Genomic DNA, 17,873 nt, shown 5'->3' with positions numbered 1-17,873 from the left:
GCGGGCCGCTAGGCGAACACCACCAGCCCGTAGACCACGAACAACGCCAGGTGGGCGGCCCCGTGCACGGCGGTGACCCGCTTCGCACCGAACCCGGCCACGGTCATCAGCAGGGTCAACCCAAGCAGCAGCAGATTTGCCGGGGATTCACCGAGCACGACGCTTTGCCCGGTGAGCACGCCGATGACCAGCACGGCGGGAATCGTGACGCCGACCGTGGAGACCAGCGCGCCGTGGCACAGGTTGCTCACCCGCTGGATTTCCCCGTTCAGGGCGGCGCGCACTGAGGTGATGGATTCGGGCAGGAACACAATCATGGCAATCAGGATCCCGGACAGAGCCACCGGTGCCCCCAGCCGGCCCAGGCCGTCATCCAGCAGGCTGGCCATGTCATGGGAGAGCAGCACGATCGGCAGCACCGTGATGACCAGCAGTCCCAGCCGAAGCAGCACTTCGGTGCGGTGGGTGGCCAGCAGCTGACCGATCGGGGTCCGCTGCCCACCGGCCTGGCCCTCGGTTCCGCCAATCCCCAGGCGCTGGATCACCGTGGGGTCCACCTCAATGAAGTCCCCGGACTGCGCCCCCATTTGGCGGTACAGGAAGTAGGCGTACAGCACGACGGTGAGCAGAACCAGTGGGATCTCCTGCGCGGTGGTGTAGCTGCCCCCGGTGCCGATCAGCGCCGGCAGGGCGAACGCCAGGGAGGTGAGCACCACCAGCATCGCCAGGTAGGCCGAGGCACCGGTGCGGTTGGGGGCCATGGCCCCGTGCCGGGTGCCTCCCACCAGCAGGGACAGGCCGATCACCAGGTTCATGATGATCATCGACACCGCCATGACCGAGTCGCGGGCGATCGTCGAATGATCGCCCGGGCCCAGCATGACCGCGGAAATCAGGATGACTTCGATCAGCACGATGGACAGGGTCAGCACCAGCGAACCGTAGGGGTCTCCCAGCCGGCGCGCGAGCTGCTCGGCTTCGTGCACCACCCCGAAGGAGCACAGCAGGATGACCGCGACGATGACTGACAGGGCCAGCACCAGCAGCCCGCCGGGCACCGGTGGGGCGAGGAACCGTCCCAGCCCGAGCAGCAGGAAGAAGGTGCCCCAGCCAAGGACGAGCCGGAGGATGGCCACCGGGGTGACGATTGATCGCAACAAGGAAGTGGAACGCAAGGGTTCAGAACCTATTCCATGGGGTCGTCCCCATGTCGAGCGAGCGGACGGGTCGTCCCGCCCGGAAAAACGGCAATGTGCCTGCCTTCAGGGTAGAACAGCGGGCTGCGGGGAGCCAATCGGTGGCCCGGCACCGCGTGGTGCTGGCCATGGCCCCAGCCCACCGCCTGGGCTACCGGCCGGCAGGCGGCGCACTGGCGCTCTTGACCCAGGAGGTTGCTTGGGTGGCAGCTCAAGAGTCAGCCGGAAGACACTGGACATCCCTCGGAATGCGTCGGCCACGGCCCTAGACTGGAGCCACCATTCTTCGATTCCCAGGAGGAGCAATGGAAGGCATCGTCCCCGACGACAAGGACTGGACCGTGGTGCTGGATGAAATCTGCACCGAATGCGCCCATGACGTGCGCTCGACGACACCGGAGGAAATCGTCGATGAGCTGCCGGACAAGGTGGACCGCTACCTGTTGGCCCTGCACCGTGAGCACGCCCGCGAACGCACCGATCCCTCCCGCTGGAGTGTCCAGGAATACGTGGTGCATGTCGCGGACATGCTGCGGGTGATGGTGCTGCGCTTTAATCTGATGCTGGCCGAAGACGAACCCACGTTCCCGAACTGGGACCAGGACGAGGCGGCCGAGCAGGCCCGGTACAACGAGCTGGATCCGGAGGAGGCGGCCAGCCGGCTGCGTGCCGCCTCGGCGATGTTCATGACCCGGCTGGATGGGATTTCACCGCATGAGTACTCCCGCAAGGGACTGCGCTCAAACGGCGCCGCCTTCACGGTGGCCAGCCTCGCACAATACGCTTGGCACGATGTGCTGCACCACTTATGGGACATCAAGGCGTAGCGGCCGCCGTGCCCGGCCCGGCGGAAGGACCTGGCTACCCTTCGAGCACCGGGTCCGTTTCAAACAAGGGCGCAATCAGATAGCCGATCGCCGTGCCCAACCCGGCCTGCAGGGCCAGCCATCCGGCCGAGGCCCACAGGTGCGGGCCCACCTCGGTCAGCCGGCCCACCGCCAGTGAGCCGGAGGACAGCCACGCCCCGGCCAGGCTCAACACCCCGGCAACAATGCCGGTGAACACCGACAGCGCCGCAGTGGAGGTGGCCAGTGAAAGCCAGTGGTAGGGGATGCGGCGGGCGAACCAGTCCTCCAGGTGGTTCTCCCCCACCCGCAGGAAGTACCAGCCGGCTGCCACCCCGGCCAGCACCGGCAGCAGCATGAACAGCCAGAAGTTTCCATGGTCGCCGGAGGGCAGCGCAGCCAGCAGCGGAATCGAGGGCAGCGGTCCCACGGTTGTCTCCAGGGTGGACAGCGTGCTGCCGGCGCCGATGGCGAACCCGCCGCCGCTGATCCAGGACAGCACCCAGAACACGGCATTGGGGATGAACCCCAGCTGCAGCAGGGTCAGCGCAAAGGAACCCACCGCCCCGGGCCGCAGTTCCTGGTACACATTGGCCACGTCCACCCAGTGCGTGCCCACCGCCACGGAAAGCACCACCCCGCTGATGCCCACGGCCGCGACATACCCCACGAACCCGGCCACGATCACGTGCCAGACGTAGGAGCCGGCCCAGCGCCGGTGCGGGGAGATGCTGGTCAGGTACTTGGCCGTATCGATTCCGATCAGCCTCCCCCAGGACCCGGCTTCACGCCGGGCACCGATAAGCAGTCCGAAGAACACGATCACCAGCGGCAGCAGCGCAGCGGCCACCACGTTGACCGACGCGTAGTCGTTGCTGACCAGGAACCCGGTGGCCAGACCCACCAGCCCATAGGCGGTGAAGGCGCCCAGCAGGCCCTGCCAGAGCTGGTCGGTGTAGGAGGCGCGGGCGATGCGCCGCCCGGCGCGCATGGCGAAGAACAGCGGGATCAGGCTCAAACCCAGCGGAATCAGGGTGAACCACCCGGAAACCGAGCTCGGGTCGGTTTCCGGGCCGAGGTTGTGGATTTGAATCGGCACCCCGTGCACGGCCAGCCAGATCAGTCCGCCGAACTGCATGATCGCTTCGAAGGATTCCTCGCTGAAGCCCCCGCTGAAGTAGACCGCGATCAGCGGCACCAGCAGGATGGCAGCGACGAACACCACCGATTGCAGGATCTCAAATACTCCCTGCAGCATCAATGGCATCGGCCAGCCATTGCGCAGGCGCAGCATTACTGCCTTCATGGGTTTCTTTTCGCGGCTCATTAAAAAACAATGTTGCCACCATTGGCGTCGTGCTTTGCTCTGCGACGCGCAATGATGGCAACTGCTGGGGTAGTGCTGAGGTTGACCTGCTCAGTAGCTGGCCGGGGCGTCCGTCGGTCGTTCCTCGCCAAAGGACGCGGCCAGCGCCTCGCTGGCGCGGGCCAACAGCGCCACGTCGGCCCCGACCCCCACATAGTGGGCCCCGGCGTCGATGTAGCGCTGGGCGGTGGACTTGTCGAACGCGTTGACGCCCACGAACTTGCCGGCAGCAAGTCCCGCGTTGATCGACGTGGTGACGGCCTGGACTACGTCCGGGTGGCCCTGCTGGCCGATGACCCCCATGGAGGCGGCCAGGTCCGAGGGTCCGATGAAGATTCCGTCAACACCTTCGGTGCCCACGATCTGTTCCACGTTCTCGACCGCTTCGGCGGATTCGATCTGGACCATCAGCGTCAGGGTTTCCGAGGCACGCTGCAGATAGCCGTCTATGCGGTTCCAGCGGGCCGAGCGGGCCAGCGCCGAACCCACCCCGCGCACCCCGTGCGGAGGGTAGTGGCAGGCAGCCACCGCGTTGCGCGCGTCCTCGGCGGTGTGCACCATGGGGATGATCAGTGACTGGACGCCCAGGTCCAGGTACTGCTTGATCAAAACGGCGTCGTTGAACGGCGGACGGACCACCGGCACCACCGGGTAGCCGCGCACCGCCTGCAACTGGGCCAGGATGCTGGACAGGTCGTTGGGTGAATGCTCCGCGTCAATGAACAGCCAGTCAAAGCCGGCTCCGGCGCAGATCTCGGCGTTCAGCGCCGACCCGGAGCACACCCAGATGCCCAGCAACGCCCGGTCCGCGCCGTGCAGCGCGTCCTTGAAGGAGGGATCGGGTTCTACTCGAAATGGCATGTCACGGTTCCCAACGGTCCGTAGTCGGCGAAGACGGTGTCGCCCTGGTATACCCACATCGGGCGGGTGAAGGAGCCGGCGAGGATGATCTCCCCGGCCTGCAGCTTGTCGCCGTGCGGGGCGATTTTGTTCGCCAGCCAGTACACGCCGGCGGCCGGGTGGTTCAGTACGCCGGCTGCAACGCCGGTCTCCTCCACGGTCTGGTTCTTGAACAGGATGCCCGAAACCCACCGCAGGTCCAGGGTGTCCACCTTGACCGGGTTCCCGCCGATCACCATGGCACCCATCGCGGCGTTGTCGCTGATGGTGTCCACAATGGTGCGGCCTTCCATCTCAATGCGCGAGTCGAGGATTTCCAGTGCCGGGATCACGTATTCGGTGGCCTGCAGCACGTCAAAAATGTTCGCATTCGGGCCTTCGATGTCCTTGTTCAGCTTGAAGGCCAGTTCCATTTCAATGCGCGGGTGGGTGTAGTCCTCCCACTGCACCGTGCAGCCAGAGTCCAGCACCATGTCATCGAAGATGATCCCGTAATCCGGCTCGGTGATGCCGGTGGCCATCTGCATGGCACGGGAGGTCAACCCGATCTTGCGTCCGGCCAGCACCCGTCCGTTGGCTTCCGAGCGCTGGCGCCACAGGTTCTGGACCCGGTAGGAATCCTCCACGGTCATTTCCGGGTAGCGGGCCGTGAGCCGCGGCACCGGGGTGCGCGTGGCACCGGCCTGGACCAGCTCATCGGCGATTGCCGTGATCGTTTCCTCGGATAGCATCGACGGATCAACCTTTCACATTCGATTCGTTGCCCTGCGAGCCGGATCACTTCACGGCTCGTAAGGGGAATGCTATCGAGGATGCCGACGCTTTGGCACATCGTACTTAGATTCCCGGCCCGCCAGGGCGGGCCGGGAAAGCCGATGTTCCTTTAGGTGTTGATGCCCGAACGAACCTGTTCCAGCAGCTGTTCGAAGGGCAGCGACGTCATCTCGTCACGGGACGAGGCGTTCTCGCTGACCCGGGGCGCAATCGAGCGGGTATCTCCCAGATCCAGGTCCGCGCTCAGCCCCTTGCTGCCGGCCAGGGTGGCCACCACTTCGCGGGCCACGCGCTGTTCACGTTCGGCCAGCGTCCCCGACCCCTGGTCCGCACCCCAGTCCTCCGAGGAGGCGAAGACGGTGGTGGGCAGGATATGAGTGCGCAGATAGGAGAAGATCGGGCGCATCGCGTAGTCGATGGCCAGCTGGTGGCGGGCGCTGCCAGCGGTCGCGGCCAGCACGACCGGCTTGCCTTCCAGCGACTTGGGGTCCAGCACATCAATGAAGGACTTGAACAGGCCCGAGACCGAGGCGGTGAAAACCGGGGAGACGGCGATCAGCACGTCGGCGCCCACCACCGAGTCGATGGCCTGTTCAAGTCGGGGCGGGGCGAAGCCAGTGAGCAGGTTGTTGGTGATGTCCGTGGCGAAGTCGCGCAACTCGATGACGTTGATATCACCCTGCACGCCGGTGACGGCCAGTTCGCGGGCAACGGCGTCCGCCAGCTGGCGGCCCAGCAGTCCGGAGCTGGAGGGGGTGCCCAGTCCCCCGGAAATCACAACAATCGATTCGCTCATCTCGTACCCTCCCGTAGTTCATGCGTTTGCATACAAAACACCCTCGTCTGCAAAAACATTCCCGTGGACTCAAGGAGATGCCCCTCATGCAGTCGCCGCTCGTTCATGGTTTCATCATTGTGACGGTCGCCATGATATTGATACAGTTTGGGGCATGACTACTGAGCAGCAGGGCACCAACCAGCGCGACATTGAACCGGGAGTGCACACCGACTTCCACAACACAATGTCCTACGGCAGCTACTTGGATCTGGAACGGATCCTCTCCGCCCAGCATCCGGTGAGCCAGCCCCAGCATCATGACGAGATGCTGTTCATCATCCAGCATCAAACCAGCGAACTGTGGCTGAAGCTGATGCTGCACGAGCTGATGGAGGCCCGGCGCCTGCTGACCCAGGACGAGATCGGCAAGGCGCTGAAGTGCCTGGCCCGCGTGAAGCACATCCAAAAGACCCTCACCGAGCAGTGGTCGGTACTCGCTACACTGACTCCGCGTGAATACGCCCAGTTCCGCGGGTTCCTTGGCTCCTCCTCCGGCTTCCAGTCCTTCCAGTACCGTGCGGTGGAATTCATCCTGGGCAATAAGCACGCGGGAATGCTCAAGGTGCATGAGGCCGACCCCAAGGCGCACCAGTTGCTGAAGCAGCTGCTGCATGAGCCGACGCTCTACGATGTGTTCCTGGCCGCGCTCTCGCGCAAGGGGTACGCCATTCCGGCAGAAGTCCTGCACCGCGACGTGACCAAGGCCTGGGAATTCCAGCAAGGGTTGATCCCGGTCTTCAAGGACATTTATGAATCCGAGGACACCTTGTGGAGCCTCTATCAGGCCTGCGAGGACCTGGTGGACGTGGAGGACAACTTCCAGGCTTGGCGCTTCCGCCATATGCGGGTCGTACAGCGCACCATCGGCTTCAAGACCGGAACCGGTGGATCATCCGGGGTTGGCTTCCTGAAGCGGGCCCTGGACCTGACCTTCTTCCCCGAGCTCTTCGCAGTGCGCACCGAAATTGGCGCCAGCTAACGCACTGGCCGCGTTCACGCTGGACGACTTTGAATCCCGCAGCGGCAGCGCGACCTCCATCATCCGCACCATCGCCGGCCTGTACCTGCGCCATCACGATGCCCCGATAGCTCGCGCCACCGTGCTGGAGCTGGCAGTTGCCGCCAGCGTAAGCCAACCGGCGGCCCAAACCGCCCTGTCTCGACTGGTGGACCGGGGGCTGCTGGGCACCAGCGGTGACGGGGCCATCCACGTCACCTCACCGGCCCAAGCCATGTTTGCCCGCGGCAACCGGCGCATCTTCACCCCGCGGCAGATGAGCGCCCATGACGGGTGGACCCTCTTGACCTACTCCGTGCCCGAATCCCTGCGCCCCCTGCGTCACCAACTGCGCAAGCACTTCGGCCAGCTCGGCGGCGGACAGGTATCGGCCGGGGTATGGATCTTTCCCGAATACCTGCACGATGAGGTCTCGGCCGTGGTTCAGGCCCTGCAAGCCAGGAACCACGTCACGGTGTTCCGTGCCCACACGCCCGACTTTCCCGGCTCAGCGCGCACTGCCGCCGAACAGTGGTGGGACCTGGAGCGGCTGTCACGGCGGCACGAGGACTTCCTGCAGACCGTCTCGACCGTGGACCAGGACCGTGAGCTCACCGACGCCCTGGCCTACCGCCACTATGTCCGGCTCATCGATGCCTGGCGTGCCATTCCCTACCTGGATCCCGGGCTGCCGGCCTACATGTTGCCGGGGACCTGGCCGGGCAGCACCAGCCGGGAGCGATTCCTCAAGTTATCGCGGCGCTTTGCCCACAGCGCCGACGACTATGCCAGGGGGCTCATCATTCAGACCTCCGAAGGTTCCCGGGTGTCCCACACCGGTTCGTCCGCGCCGTAGACCAGTGGAGGCCCGGGATAGTCAACGGTGCGGTGCCTCCTATTAAAAGGAGGTGGCACGTAGGTCAGGGTTCCATACGGGCTCGGCATCGACCGCAGTGGCGCGTCCGGCAGCCGCTCAGCCTTAACCTGCGGCACCGGGGCGTCAATGAGTTCCCTGGCGGTGCGTGCCAGCGCGAAATGGGCCACCCCGCACTGTCCGCTGCGAGTGCGTTCCGTAAGCAGGGCGATGGCCGCTGCCGCCATGCCGTACCCGGTGGCGTAGTCCAGAGCCTGCACGGGCAGGGCGCCGGGCGCACCACCGGGCGCTCGATAAAGTTCTGCAATCCCGGTGGCGGCCTGAACGATGCTGTCAAAACCGCGTCGCCCGAACCAGGGGTTCGCATCTCCCCAGGCATCGAGGGTCACGAGTACCAAGTGCGGGAAACGTTCCCGTAGGCCCTGAACGGATAGTCCATGGCGCTCCAGGGCCCCTGGGCGGTAGCCGAGCAGAACAGCGTCCGCCTTGGCTAAAAGGTCCTCCAGCTGCCTTCGTCCCGCGCGGCTGCCAGCATCCACCGTGGCGCTTCGCTTCCCGAAGCCGGTCTCGATGTGCTGTCCGATGATTTCAGGCAGCTGAGGCGGGTCAATCCGCAAGACACTGGCCCCAAACACGGCTAGCGTGCGGGCAGCCGTAGGGCCAGCTAGGACCCGGGTGAAATCCAGTACGCGAAGGCCGCGCAGAGGGGCGTCGCCGGTGGGCCCGGGCTGCCATGATCGCATTGGGCCCCCAGACGCCATATCGAACTCGACCCAGTTCGGCGTGCTCGGACTGCCACGCTCGATCATGGTATTCCACTCGTTGCGTGTTCTGACGGTGGCGGCCACTCCCCCGGCATTCACAATTTTTTGCTCGGCCTCTAGCGCCGTCAGTTCCCGTAGGGACTGCTCCACATTGCCATCCGTCCCCAGCCCCAACCCGCGCAGCAGGGCCTGCTCGTGGTGCGGGTAGTTGGCATGCGTCCTGATCCATCCCTCGGCGCAGCGAAAAAACCCGGAATGAGGCGCAAAACCCGGGATGGGCTGGGAATCGACACGAAGCAGCCCGAAGGAGTTGAAGGCCTGCGCCACCCGGTGCGCAGGCGCCGTCAGCCGGTGCGCGCCAGCGCCACAGCACTCAAGGGCCTGCACGCATAATTGGACCGCAGCCAGGGCCAGCCCCTCCACATCCAGGGGCCCGGCCCACCAACGGCGCGGGCCCGGCGGCGCGCTGTGCACGTCAGAAGGCAGCAGACCATGCGCAAGAAACGGTGCATTCAAAGGCGGCAACCCCGCACCAGCGGAACCGGGGATCAATTGAGTGCCGCGCGACATGGAACTATCATGCCCAGGTCGGACAGCAGGTGCACAGTGTTCGCGTGGACTTGCCGTGAACCACCAGCACGGGTATTACGTTGCGCCATAGGGAAAGCTCCGGCAACGCGTGGCTTCGATGGTGTCTAGCCGACTTGCTTCAAAAGGTGACTCTTGCCTCTGCTCGTGTCTTCAGTGGGCAGCGCGCGGATGAGTGCTGTGTTGCCTGTGGGGAACACCGACGGCATGGCGTGCGCCATGCAGTGGTTGGGCAGTCAGTCAGTTCACGCTCGAAGGCATTCTCCGCTCTGCCTACCGTTAAGGTGCGTACCTCTTTAACGTGTTCAGCCCCGGACATTGCCGCATGCGGCAGTGTCCGGGGCTGAAGACCAGGTAGGTGGTTACTTGGTCGGCACGTTCAGGGTCTGACCCACGAAGATCAGGTCCGGGTTGGACAGCTTGTCGCTGTTCACCGAGAACAGCGAACGCCAGTCGTCCAGACCCAGGTCCTGGGCGATCTTGAACAGGGTGTCGCCAGCCTTGACGGTGTAGTTCTTGCCCGAGTCGGTGGCCTTCACGTTGTATACCGGAGCCTTGGCAACCGGTGCGACGTGCTTGCCGGACTGAGTCTTCACTGCGGTGCGCTCCACCGACTTCAGGGTGGTCTGCTTCTTCGGGGCAGCCTTCTGAGTGGTGTACTTCTTGGCAGTGGTCTTCTGGGTGCTCTGCTGCGGAGCAGCCTTCTTGGTCTGAGCCTTCGGGGTGCCGGTCGGCTTCCCGCTCAGACCCAGCTTGGCCGAGCATGCGGGCCATGCGCCCCAGCCCTGGCCCTGCTGGACCTTGGTGGCAACGCGGATCTGCTCAGCCTTCGAAGCGTTGGCTGCCGAGCCCTTGCCGCCGTAGGCCTTCCAGGTGGAATCCGAGAACTGCAGGCCACCGTAGTAGCCGTTACCGGTGTTGGTCGACCAGTTACCGCTCGATTCGCACTGAGCCAGGGCGTCCCAGGTGCTGGCTGCGGAGGCCGGAACTGCTGCTACGGCCATGGCGCCACCTGCAACGGCGACTGCTGCCAGAGCGGCGGTGCCGCGACGGATGGTCTTCTTGCTCTTCTGCTGGATCATGGTTCTCCAGTGCTCTTCCCACGCGTAGGCTGTCCAAGCCATCCTGGCGCTGCGCCCAGCGTCGCATTTCGACATTACTGAAACGCCTACCGAATGGGCACACGGAAGTTCCGGCGGCGTTTTGCTTTTTCCCATAACACTGCGAGTGTTATCGAAACGTTATCCATGACGATAGCCCACACCCTGACCCCCTTGGCAACTCAGGTTCCTTCCAGAATCGGCGTTTGTTGCAGTCAACCCCATTAAAAAATTTTCAAAAAAAGTTCTTCGAGACACCCCGGAGCACCGAATTTTGGAACCAAAACGTTATTTGGATGGAAGCGAATTTGGGGTGATGCGTGCTACAAAATGTGGTATTAGCTGTTCCCTTGCTGGGAAGCTGCCGCACGCTCCCGGCGAGCTCAATGAGGCAACGGAGGGCGATCCGGCAGAGCCTTTGAACCATCCAGAACCCACTAGATGACCGACCCGATCAGCTTCTGAAATCGCATTCGTCATCCGGTAGCCATGACCGCTCTGAGCAGGGCGCTTCCGACCAGTTTGGGTAGGGTGGGACTGATCAGGGTGCCCGTTGCCCTTGGTGCGCCAAACGAGCCGAGAGGACATCCATGACCAGTAGTGCCAGCCCACGCAAGGCACCGGAAGTCCTGCAGGCATTTTCCCGGGCGGTGCGGGAGTTCTTCCGCAACAACGGGTTGGACTCGGCGGCATCCCTTTCATACTTCATGGTGCTGGCGCTCTTTCCCGGGGTCCTGGCCCTGGTTTCTCTGCTCGCACTGGTGGGTGCCAGCCAGGGAGCGACCGAGGCGATCCTGGAGATCCTGCACCAGGCGCTGAACCCGCAGGGCCATGAGCACCTGGGCGAAGACGCCCAACAGGTCATGGACATGGCCGAGCAGCTGCTGACCGGTCTGGCGGCCGAAACCTCGGGCACCAGCCTCACCATTTTCCTGGGCATCGCCGGCGCCCTGTGGAGTACCTCCGGCTACGTCAACGCCTTCAGCCGCGCCATGAACCGCCTGTACAAGGTGCAAGAAGGCCGTCCCCAGTGGAAACGCCGCCCCCAGATGCTGGGCATCACCATCCTGATCATGATTGTCATGGTGGTCTCCTTCGCACTGTTGGTCACCTCCGGGCCAGTCGCCCGCGGCATAGGCAACGTGGTGGGGCTGGGAGACCAATTCGCCACCGTACTGAACTGGCTCAAACCACCGACCATGTTTGTCATGGCGCTGTTGGTCCTGGCACTGCTGTACTACTTCACCCCGAACGTGAAGCGCCCCTTTAAATGGTTCTCCACCGGCACCATCAGCGCCCTGGTGGTGCTGGGATTGTCGGTGGGCGGCTTTTCCTTCTATATCGCCAACTTTGCTTCCTATTCGGCCACCTACGGCGCCATTGGCGGTGTAATCATCCTGGTGGTGGCCTGCTGGATCATCAACATTGCCCTGCTGATGGGCGCGGTCGTGGACGTCGAGTTCTCCCGCCTGTCGCAGTTGCGCAAGGGGGTGGCCGCCGATGAAGAACTGCAGTACCCGGTGCGCGATGACACGCTCTTTGCCCGCCGGGAACTGAGCAACTTCCGCGACCTGGTCCACGCCCAGCAGATTCGGATCCAGCACGGCGGGGACCCGTTGGAGAGCGCGGACGGTTCCATGCTTCCGCAGCACAAGTCGCACCATCGGCTGATTTTCGCGGCCGGGGCCGCCACCGCCGCCTGGCTGGGAATGCGGCATCTCATCAGGAAGCACGAGGCCTCCGCCGATCCGGCCGCCTCCTCAGATCAGCAGGATGAGACTGCGTACCGCTAGCCACAGTCCGCTCCCGGCAAGCGTCAGGATCACCAGCAGCCAAATCCCCGAGAACGTTCCGGTGGACGCCCCGATCAGATAGGCGTCGGATTGGCGCACATCCTGCCGGCGCCAGGTGTGCACGGCCAACAGCTTCAGACAGTCCCGGGCCCCGGCGACCAGCAGGAACCCTGCCAAAAGCAGGGCCACATAGACGAACATGTCCACCGGCGCGAAGAACACGATGCCCAACGCCAGCGCCGCGCTGGCTACGCACACCAGCAGGGCCGCGAGGTTGCGCACGAAAACCAGGGCCAGGCAGAAGAGGATCGCGTAGGCCCCCAGGGCCAGTCCGGGGTAGCCGGCCGCCGTTGCGGCCAGCAGTCCCGCCGAACACCACAGCGGAGCCGGGTAGCCGGCAACGCCCGAGATGATCACCGAGGCCTTGCCGCGTCCCCGGCTGACCACCTCCCCGGAGTGGTCCCAGCCCAGGCGCAGCCCGGTGACAAAGCGGCCGGTGAATAGCGCTAGCACCACGTGCCCGAGCTCGTGAACCAGCGTGGAGTACATCCCGGTCAGCCGCCAGGCGGGTCGCGGCAACACCAGCAGCGCCACCAGTGCGCCCAGCAACACCCATTGCCAAGGGCTGAGCTGCAGTTCATGCTGCAGGCTTAGCCGCTGCCACATCGCGTTGAGCGTTTCTCCCACACCGCACCTTTCAGCTTTTGATTGGCGCGTCGGGCGGCGCGCCTGCAGTCGAGCTTACGCAACACCGGGCCCGTCGCCCGGATTTCCGTCCTCCCGTGCCGGGTCTCGCGTTACCGGCCCGTGCGGCGAGCGCCCGGGAACCGGAGGGGCTCGGCATAGGATGGCATCAGTACCAACCACCCCGACGCAAGGAGCACCCATGTCGCGTATCGTCTCAACCGCTTTGGCCGTCGGCGGCCTGACCGGAGGGTTCGCCACCGCCCGCAGCACCCGCAACCGCGCCCTGGGCGGAGCCGTGCTGGCGGCCGCCGGCACCGGCGCGTTCCTGATCTGGAAGAAGGATGCCGGCACCGCACGGGCCGTAATCCTGACCGCCGCCTATCTGGGGGCGTTCGGCGGTTCGCATCCGCTGGCCAAGAACATGAGCCCGTGGACCGCGGTCAACACCGTCAGTGCAGCAGTGGCCGCCGCCTCGCTGATCTTCGGCGGGCGCCGGGCCAAGTAGCAGAGGGCCAGTGCCCGAACGCAGGATCCGGCACACCACAAACGTCGGGGACCGGTGCTAGGTTGACAGGGTAACTTCCAGGTCAACGAAAGGCACCTGTCCACGTGTTCTTCCTCCAGGACCGTTTCATCTACTCGGCCAGCGACCTGGCCATCGCCGTAGGGTGCGAGTACCAGTCGCTGTACCTGCTGGACATCAAGCTGGGGCTGCGTCCGAAGCCACACTTTGCCCCCGATGAGATGCTCGAACGCAGCGCGGAGCTCGGCGACGTGCACGAACGGCGGATCCTGGCCGAGCTGGAGGAGAAGTACGGGCCCTACGACGCGGCGACCCACCGGGGCGTGAAGTCCTTCCCGGATCGTCCGGTGATGACCCATGAGGGATTGTTGGCCGCCCACGAACAGACCCTCGAAGTGTTGCGCAACGGCGCGGACGTGGTCTACCAGGCCACCTTCTATGACGGTTCCTTTGTGGGGTTCGCCGATTTCCTGGTCCGCCAACCCGACGGGTCCTGGGCGGTGTGGGACACCAAACTGGCCCGGCACGCCCGGGTCAGCGCGTTGCTGCAGCTCGGAGCCTACGCCGACCAGCTGCAGACCGAGGGCATCCCGCTCAGCCCGCAGGCAACCCTGGTGCTGGGCGACGGCACCCATTCGGTGCACCGGATCACCGAAATCCTGCCGGTGTTCCGGGCCCAACGGCGCAAATTCCTGGCCTTGACCGAACGTCACCGCCAGTCCGGGAACCCGGTGCTCTGGGATTCGGATGCCATCAAGGTGTGTGGGCGCTGCGATTTCTGCGCCGAGCAGGTCAACGCCACCGGGGATGTGCTGCAGGTGGCGAACATGTCCATGACCCAGCGGGCCAAGCTGCGCCGTCGCGGAATTCACAGCATCCATCAGCTGGCCGAGGTGGAGGCGGCCCCCGGCACCGCGCTGGGCCGCTACGTCGACCAGGCCCGCATGCAGCTGGGGTTGGCCGAACCCGACGGGCAGGTTGGCGCAGTGTCCTACCGGATCAAGGAAACACAGACCATCAACCGGCTGCCGGCGCCTGATCCCGGAGACATCTTCTTCGACTTCGAGGGCGATCCCATGTACCAGGAGCCCGCCGACGGCAGCTGGGGACTGGAGTACCTGTTCGGGGTAGTGGAAAACGACACCGGCACCCCGGTGTTCCGCCCCTTCTGGGCGCACAACCGCGGCGAGGAGCGCACCGCGTTCCTGCAGTTCATCGACTACGTCACCGCCCGGCGTGAACGCTTCCCCCACATGCGCATTTACCATTACGCCCCGTATGAGAAGTCGGCGCTGCGCAACCTGTCCCAGGTGCACGTGACCGGGGAGGAAGCCATCGATCAGTGGCTGCGCGAGGGGCTGCTGGTGGACCTGTATGAAACGGTACGCAACTCACTGGTGCTCTCCACGCGTTCCTACTCCATCAAGAAGCTTGAACCGCTCTACATGGGCGAGCACCTGCGCTCCGGGGACGTGGTGGATGCCGGGGCCTCGGTGGTCGCCTATGCACACTATATGCAGGCCCGGGATGCCGGGCGCGAGGCCGAGGCCCGTCAGGTGCTTGAGTCCATCGCCGACTACAACGAGTATGACTGCCTGTCCACCCTGCGGCTGCGCGACTGGCTGCTCGGGCTGGTTCCCGCCAGCCCGGTCCAGGCCCCCGCGCCACTGGCCCAGGAGCAGCTGCCGGACTCGACGGCGGAACCCACCGCAGAGGAGGAACGGCTGCAGCGCTACATCGCCGGGCTGCCGGCTGGGCAGGCGTTGAGCGCGGATGACCGGGCAATTGCCATGGTGGCCGCAGCCACCGGTTACCACCGCCGGGAACGCAAGCAGTTCTGGTGGGAGCACTTCGACCGGCTCGCCGCGCCCATGGAGGACTGGTCCGATACGCGGGGCGTATTCACCGTCGATTCGGTACAGGTGCTGCAGGACTGGCACAAGCCAACCCCGCGTTCACGTACCCTGGCGCGGCACTCCAAGGTCTACGGGACCTTGGCCGAGGGGTCCCTGGTTTCCGAAGGCACCGGCTTCTTCGCCATGTTCGGCGATCCACTGCCCGAGGGCATGGAGGTTGATGAGTCCGTGCGCGGCGGTGCGTTCAACGCCACTGTGCTGGAGGTCGGCGAGGACCACCTGGTGATCCAGGAAAAGTCCACCACCCGGGTCCCCGAATATGGGGCGGTGCCGGTCGCGTTGACCCCGGACCAGCCGCTGCGCACCGCCAGCATTGAACAGGCCCTGGCGCAGGTCGCGAACCAGGTCGGCGCCATGGTCCCGGCGCTGCCGGACACCGCCGGGCTGGACATCCTGCGCCGCCGCCCTCCGCGGCTGAAGAGCTACACCGCTCCCCCGCCGCCGGAGGTCGTTGACGGTTCGGCCCAGGTCTATCCGGCCGTGGTGGCCGCGCTATTGGACCTGGACAACTCCTACCTGGCGGTGCAGGGCCCTCCGGGGACCGGCAAGACCTTCGTGGCCTCCCACGTGATCCGCGAGCTGGTGGAGCACGGCTGGAAGATCGGGGTCGTCGCCCAGTCCCACGCTGTCATCGAAAACGTGCTGAACAAGGCGGTGCAGGCAGGGGTTCCGGCGGACCAGGTGGGCAAGAAGCCCAACCACGGCAAGGAGGTTCCCTGGCAGCATACCGGGGCCAACGCCGTCGCCGAACTGCTTGAGCAGGAGGGCGGCTGCCTGGTCGGCGGGACCGCCTGGACCATGACCGGCAAGCAGGTGGCGCCCGGGGCCCTGGACCTGCTGGTGATCGACGAAGCCGGACAGTATTCGCTGGCGAACACGCTGGCGGTCTCCGTGGCGGCCCGCAACCTGCTGCTGCTCGGGGATCCGCAGCAGCTGCCGCAGGTCACGCAGGGCTCCCACCCGCAGCCGGTGGACATTTCGGCGCTGGGCTGGCTTTCGGACGGGCACCCGATCCTGCCCGCCGAGCTGGGCTACTTCCTGGACGCCTCGTGGCGCATGCACCCACAGCTGTGTGAGAAGGTGTCCCGGCTCAGCTACGACGGACAGCTGCAGGCGGCCCCGGCCGCCGGGCAACGGCACCTGGCCGGGCCCGGGGCCGGGGTGGAAACCCGTTTCGTTGAGCACCGCGGCAACACCACCAGCAGCGTGGAGGAGGCCCACGAGATCCTGCGGCTGGTGGATGAGCATCTGGGGCTGGAATGGGCCGACGGCCCGCAATCGGCGCCGCGGCCCCTGGAACAGCACGACATCCTGGTGGTGGCCGCCTACAACGCGCAGGTGAACCTGTTGCAGCAGTTGCTGCAGGACAACGGCTACGCCGATGTCCGGGTGGGCACCGTAGACAAGTTCCAGGGCCAGGAGGCCCCGGTGGTGCTGGTCTCCATGGCCTGTTCCAGCGCCGAGGACGCGGCCCGCGGCATCGACTTTCTGCTCAACCGCAACCGGATCAACGTCGCGATCTCCCGCGGCCAATGGCGGGCGGTGATTGTGCGTTCCCCGCGGCTGACCGACTACCTGCCAACCTCGATTCCCAACCTCTCCCAGCTCGGTGCGTTCTTGAGCCTCTAGCACCATAGATCCTCAGCATCCGGCTTCCTTCATGGGGAGGAAAGAGGTTGTGGGCTCATCGGGCAAGACTTCAGCGGCCCGCCTCGACAGACGCGTACTGACTGACGCAACGGGAAAGACGGGTCGCGGTCAACCACCCGCACCAACGGAACCAGCGGGCAAGCGGCGTTCTGACCGTCCATGGTGGGCAAAAGACCGTAGCAGCATGGCGGCTGAATCTATTCTGCAGCTGGGCACCGCTCAGGGGGCAGTGCGGGGTCAGTAGGCTGGAGGAATGGAACTGCGCGCAAAGGCCTTACTGTTCGATATTGACGGAACGTTGGTGGATTCGACTCCCGCGGTCGAACGGACCTGGCGGACGTGGGCTGAGCGCTATGGGTTTGATGCGGCCCGTATCCTCACCCAGAGCCACGGTCGGCGTACCGAGGATGTGGTCTCCATGCTGCTGCCGGCGGATCAGGTCGACGAGGCGTGTGCCGTACTGCTCGAGATGGAGCTTGCTGACCTGGACGGTGTTGTGGCGCTGCCGGGAGTTTCAAGCATGCTTCAAGGTCTCGTTGCGCAGCGTTGGGGCGTGGTCACCTCGGGTGGCGCGCAGCTCATGCGTGCCCGTTTGACGGCAGCAGGGTTGCCGTCCCCGCAAGTTTTCATCAGCGCCGAAGACGTGTCGCAGGGCAAACCGGATCCGCAGGGGTACCTGTTGGCGGCACAGCGGCTAGGGGTAGCTCCCTCACAAGCGCTGGTGATCGAAGATGCCCCGGCCGGCATTCACGCCGGAAGGGCGGCCGGAGCCACGGTACTGGCCGTCGCGACCTCCCACGCTGCCCAAGAGCTCTCCGATGCTGATTTCGTGGTGCAAAACCTGGAGCAGGTGCAGGTTCACCGGCAGGACGGGCATTTTGTGCTCCGGGGCAGAGCCCTGGACGTCAGCCGCTGATCCTGCGTTGCCAGCCCATCCCCGCTCCCCGGTGCCCCAGGTTTGGCCCAAGTTTGGCGCATCAACGCAGGGACTCCTGCGGCATCAATCTGCGTTCATGCCGCAACGCGGTGCGTCCTGCCGTCTTGGTGACAGCAGGACGCACA

15 protein-coding genes are annotated in these 17,873 nt (G+C 65.1%); 7 read left to right on the top strand and 8 right to left on the bottom strand.

From position 1 onward, the window contains the following. Positions 1-8: 8 nt before the first annotated feature. The gene (locus tag GcLGCM259_RS02685) at positions 9-1,157 is read right to left on the bottom strand and encodes a calcium:cation antiporter (protein WP_246049709.1); all 1,149 of its coding nucleotides are present in this window, start codon (positions 1,155-1,157) and stop codon (positions 9-11) included. Between the two features lie 344 nt (positions 1,158-1,501). Here GcLGCM259_RS02685 and GcLGCM259_RS02680 point away from each other — a divergent pair, with 344 nt between their 5' ends. Continuing rightward, positions 1,502-2,023 carry a DinB family protein gene (locus tag GcLGCM259_RS02680; RefSeq protein ID WP_054820988.1) on the top strand — a complete coding sequence of 174 codons (522 nt, stop codon included), beginning with the start codon at positions 1,502-1,504 and terminating at the stop codon, positions 2,021-2,023. A gap of 34 nt (positions 2,024-2,057) precedes the next feature. Here GcLGCM259_RS02680 and GcLGCM259_RS02675 read toward each other — a convergent pair whose 3' ends face one another. The 4 genes from GcLGCM259_RS02675 to GcLGCM259_RS02660 form a co-directional block, all read right to left on the bottom strand. Continuing rightward, a complete protein-coding gene (locus GcLGCM259_RS02675; protein ID WP_138925679.1) occupies positions 2,058-3,347 on the bottom strand; it encodes a cell division protein PerM in 1,290 nt (429 codons plus the stop codon). A gap of 111 nt (positions 3,348-3,458) precedes the next feature. Continuing rightward, positions 3,459-4,268, bottom strand: coding sequence for an aldolase/citrate lyase family protein (locus GcLGCM259_RS02670; RefSeq protein ID WP_138925678.1), 810 nt, complete (start codon positions 4,266-4,268; stop codon positions 3,459-3,461). Further along, complete coding sequence (gene hpaH / locus GcLGCM259_RS02665) at positions 4,253-5,038, bottom strand: 2-oxo-hept-4-ene-1,7-dioate hydratase (protein WP_138925677.1); 786 nt, start codon at positions 5,036-5,038, stop codon at positions 4,253-4,255. Before hpaH ends, GcLGCM259_RS02670 begins: the two co-directional genes overlap by 16 nt. 152 nt (positions 5,039-5,190) lie before the next feature. Next, positions 5,191-5,877: a CE1759 family FMN reductase gene (locus GcLGCM259_RS02660; RefSeq protein ID WP_138925676.1), complete on the bottom strand. Its 687-nt coding sequence runs from the start codon at positions 5,875-5,877 to the stop codon at positions 5,191-5,193. Between the two features lie 154 nt (positions 5,878-6,031). Here GcLGCM259_RS02660 and kynA point away from each other — a divergent pair, with 154 nt between their 5' ends. Next, on the top strand, positions 6,032-6,898 hold the full coding sequence (kynA, locus tag GcLGCM259_RS02655) for a tryptophan 2,3-dioxygenase (protein ID WP_138925675.1): 867 nt from the start codon (positions 6,032-6,034) through the stop codon (positions 6,896-6,898). Next, on the top strand, positions 6,885-7,772 hold the full coding sequence (locus tag GcLGCM259_RS02650; RefSeq protein WP_138925674.1) for a PaaX family transcriptional regulator: 888 nt from the start codon (positions 6,885-6,887) through the stop codon (positions 7,770-7,772). The genes kynA and GcLGCM259_RS02650 overlap by 14 nt, the downstream gene beginning before the upstream one ends. On the opposite strand, the gene GcLGCM259_RS02645 is transcribed toward GcLGCM259_RS02650, so the two are convergent. Continuing rightward, on the bottom strand, positions 7,721-9,124 hold the full coding sequence (locus GcLGCM259_RS02645) for a CoA transferase (RefSeq protein ID WP_138925673.1): 1,404 nt from the start codon (positions 9,122-9,124) through the stop codon (positions 7,721-7,723). The genes GcLGCM259_RS02650 and GcLGCM259_RS02645 overlap by 52 nt on opposite strands. A 380-nt stretch (positions 9,125-9,504) precedes the next feature. Then, positions 9,505-10,224: a transglycosylase family protein gene (locus tag GcLGCM259_RS02640; protein ID WP_138173472.1), complete on the bottom strand. Its 720-nt coding sequence runs from the start codon at positions 10,222-10,224 to the stop codon at positions 9,505-9,507. Positions 10,225-10,832: 608 nt separating this feature from the next. Between GcLGCM259_RS02640 and GcLGCM259_RS02635 the strand changes: the two genes are divergently transcribed. Further along, positions 10,833-12,035 (top strand): YihY/virulence factor BrkB family protein, encoded by a 1,203-nt coding sequence (locus GcLGCM259_RS02635; protein ID WP_138925672.1) that lies wholly within the window; start codon positions 10,833-10,835, stop codon positions 12,033-12,035. Here GcLGCM259_RS02635 and GcLGCM259_RS02630 read toward each other — a convergent pair. Continuing rightward, entirely contained in the window at positions 12,003-12,722 is a 720-nt protein-coding gene (locus GcLGCM259_RS02630; protein WP_138925671.1) for a M50 family metallopeptidase, read from the bottom strand. The genes GcLGCM259_RS02635 and GcLGCM259_RS02630 overlap by 33 nt on opposite strands. Positions 12,723-12,921: 199 nt before the next feature. Between GcLGCM259_RS02630 and GcLGCM259_RS02625 the strand changes: the two genes are divergently transcribed. The 3 genes from GcLGCM259_RS02625 (at position 12,922) to GcLGCM259_RS02615 (ending at position 17,727) form a co-directional block, all read left to right on the top strand. Then, positions 12,922-13,227: a hypothetical protein gene (locus tag GcLGCM259_RS02625; RefSeq protein ID WP_138925670.1), complete on the top strand. Its 306-nt coding sequence runs from the start codon at positions 12,922-12,924 to the stop codon at positions 13,225-13,227. A 104-nt stretch (positions 13,228-13,331) separates the two neighbouring features. Next, positions 13,332-16,790 carry a TM0106 family RecB-like putative nuclease gene (locus tag GcLGCM259_RS02620; RefSeq protein ID WP_138925669.1) on the top strand — a complete coding sequence of 1,153 codons (3,459 nt, stop codon included), beginning with the start codon at positions 13,332-13,334 and terminating at the stop codon, positions 16,788-16,790. A 274-nt stretch (positions 16,791-17,064) separates the two neighbouring features. Next, entirely contained in the window at positions 17,065-17,727 is a 663-nt protein-coding gene (locus GcLGCM259_RS02615) for an HAD family hydrolase (protein WP_138925668.1), read from the top strand. Positions 17,728-17,873: the final 146 nt, after the last annotated feature.

It is taken from the genome of Glutamicibacter creatinolyticus (assembly GCF_006094275.1).
Taxonomy (GTDB): Bacteria; Actinomycetota; Actinomycetes; order Actinomycetales; family Micrococcaceae; genus Glutamicibacter; species Glutamicibacter creatinolyticus.
This window is presented reverse-complemented; position numbering and strand designations above follow the sequence as displayed.

What these genes read in the sequence shown, in the direction of transcription:
- GcLGCM259_RS02680 (WP_054820988.1), top strand. Translation starts at nt 1,502, where the DNA reads ATGGAAGGCATCGTCCCCGACGACAAGGACTGGACCGTGGTGCTGGAT.
- GcLGCM259_RS02675 (WP_138925679.1), bottom strand. Translation starts at nt 3,347, where the DNA reads ATGAAGGCAGTAATGCTGCGCCTGCGCAATGGCTGGCCGATGCCATTG.
- GcLGCM259_RS02670 (WP_138925678.1), bottom strand. Translation starts at nt 4,268, where the DNA reads ATGCCATTTCGAGTAGAACCCGATCCCTCCTTCAAGGACGCGCTGCAC.
- hpaH (WP_138925677.1), bottom strand. Translation starts at nt 5,038, where the DNA reads ATGCTATCCGAGGAAACGATCACGGCAATCGCCGATGAGCTGGTCCAG.
- GcLGCM259_RS02660 (WP_138925676.1), bottom strand. Translation starts at nt 5,877, where the DNA reads ATGAGCGAATCGATTGTTGTGATTTCCGGGGGACTGGGCACCCCCTCC.
- kynA (WP_138925675.1), top strand. Translation starts at nt 6,032, where the DNA reads ATGACTACTGAGCAGCAGGGCACCAACCAGCGCGACATTGAACCGGGA.
- GcLGCM259_RS02645 (WP_138925673.1), bottom strand. Translation starts at nt 9,124, where the DNA reads ATGTCGCGCGGCACTCAATTGATCCCCGGTTCCGCTGGTGCGGGGTTG.
- GcLGCM259_RS02640 (WP_138173472.1), bottom strand. Translation starts at nt 10,224, where the DNA reads ATGATCCAGCAGAAGAGCAAGAAGACCATCCGTCGCGGCACCGCCGCT.
- GcLGCM259_RS02635 (WP_138925672.1), top strand. Translation starts at nt 10,833, where the DNA reads ATGACCAGTAGTGCCAGCCCACGCAAGGCACCGGAAGTCCTGCAGGCA.
- GcLGCM259_RS02625 (WP_138925670.1), top strand. Translation starts at nt 12,922, where the DNA reads ATGTCGCGTATCGTCTCAACCGCTTTGGCCGTCGGCGGCCTGACCGGA.
- GcLGCM259_RS02615 (WP_138925668.1), top strand. Translation starts at nt 17,065, where the DNA reads ATGGAACTGCGCGCAAAGGCCTTACTGTTCGATATTGACGGAACGTTG.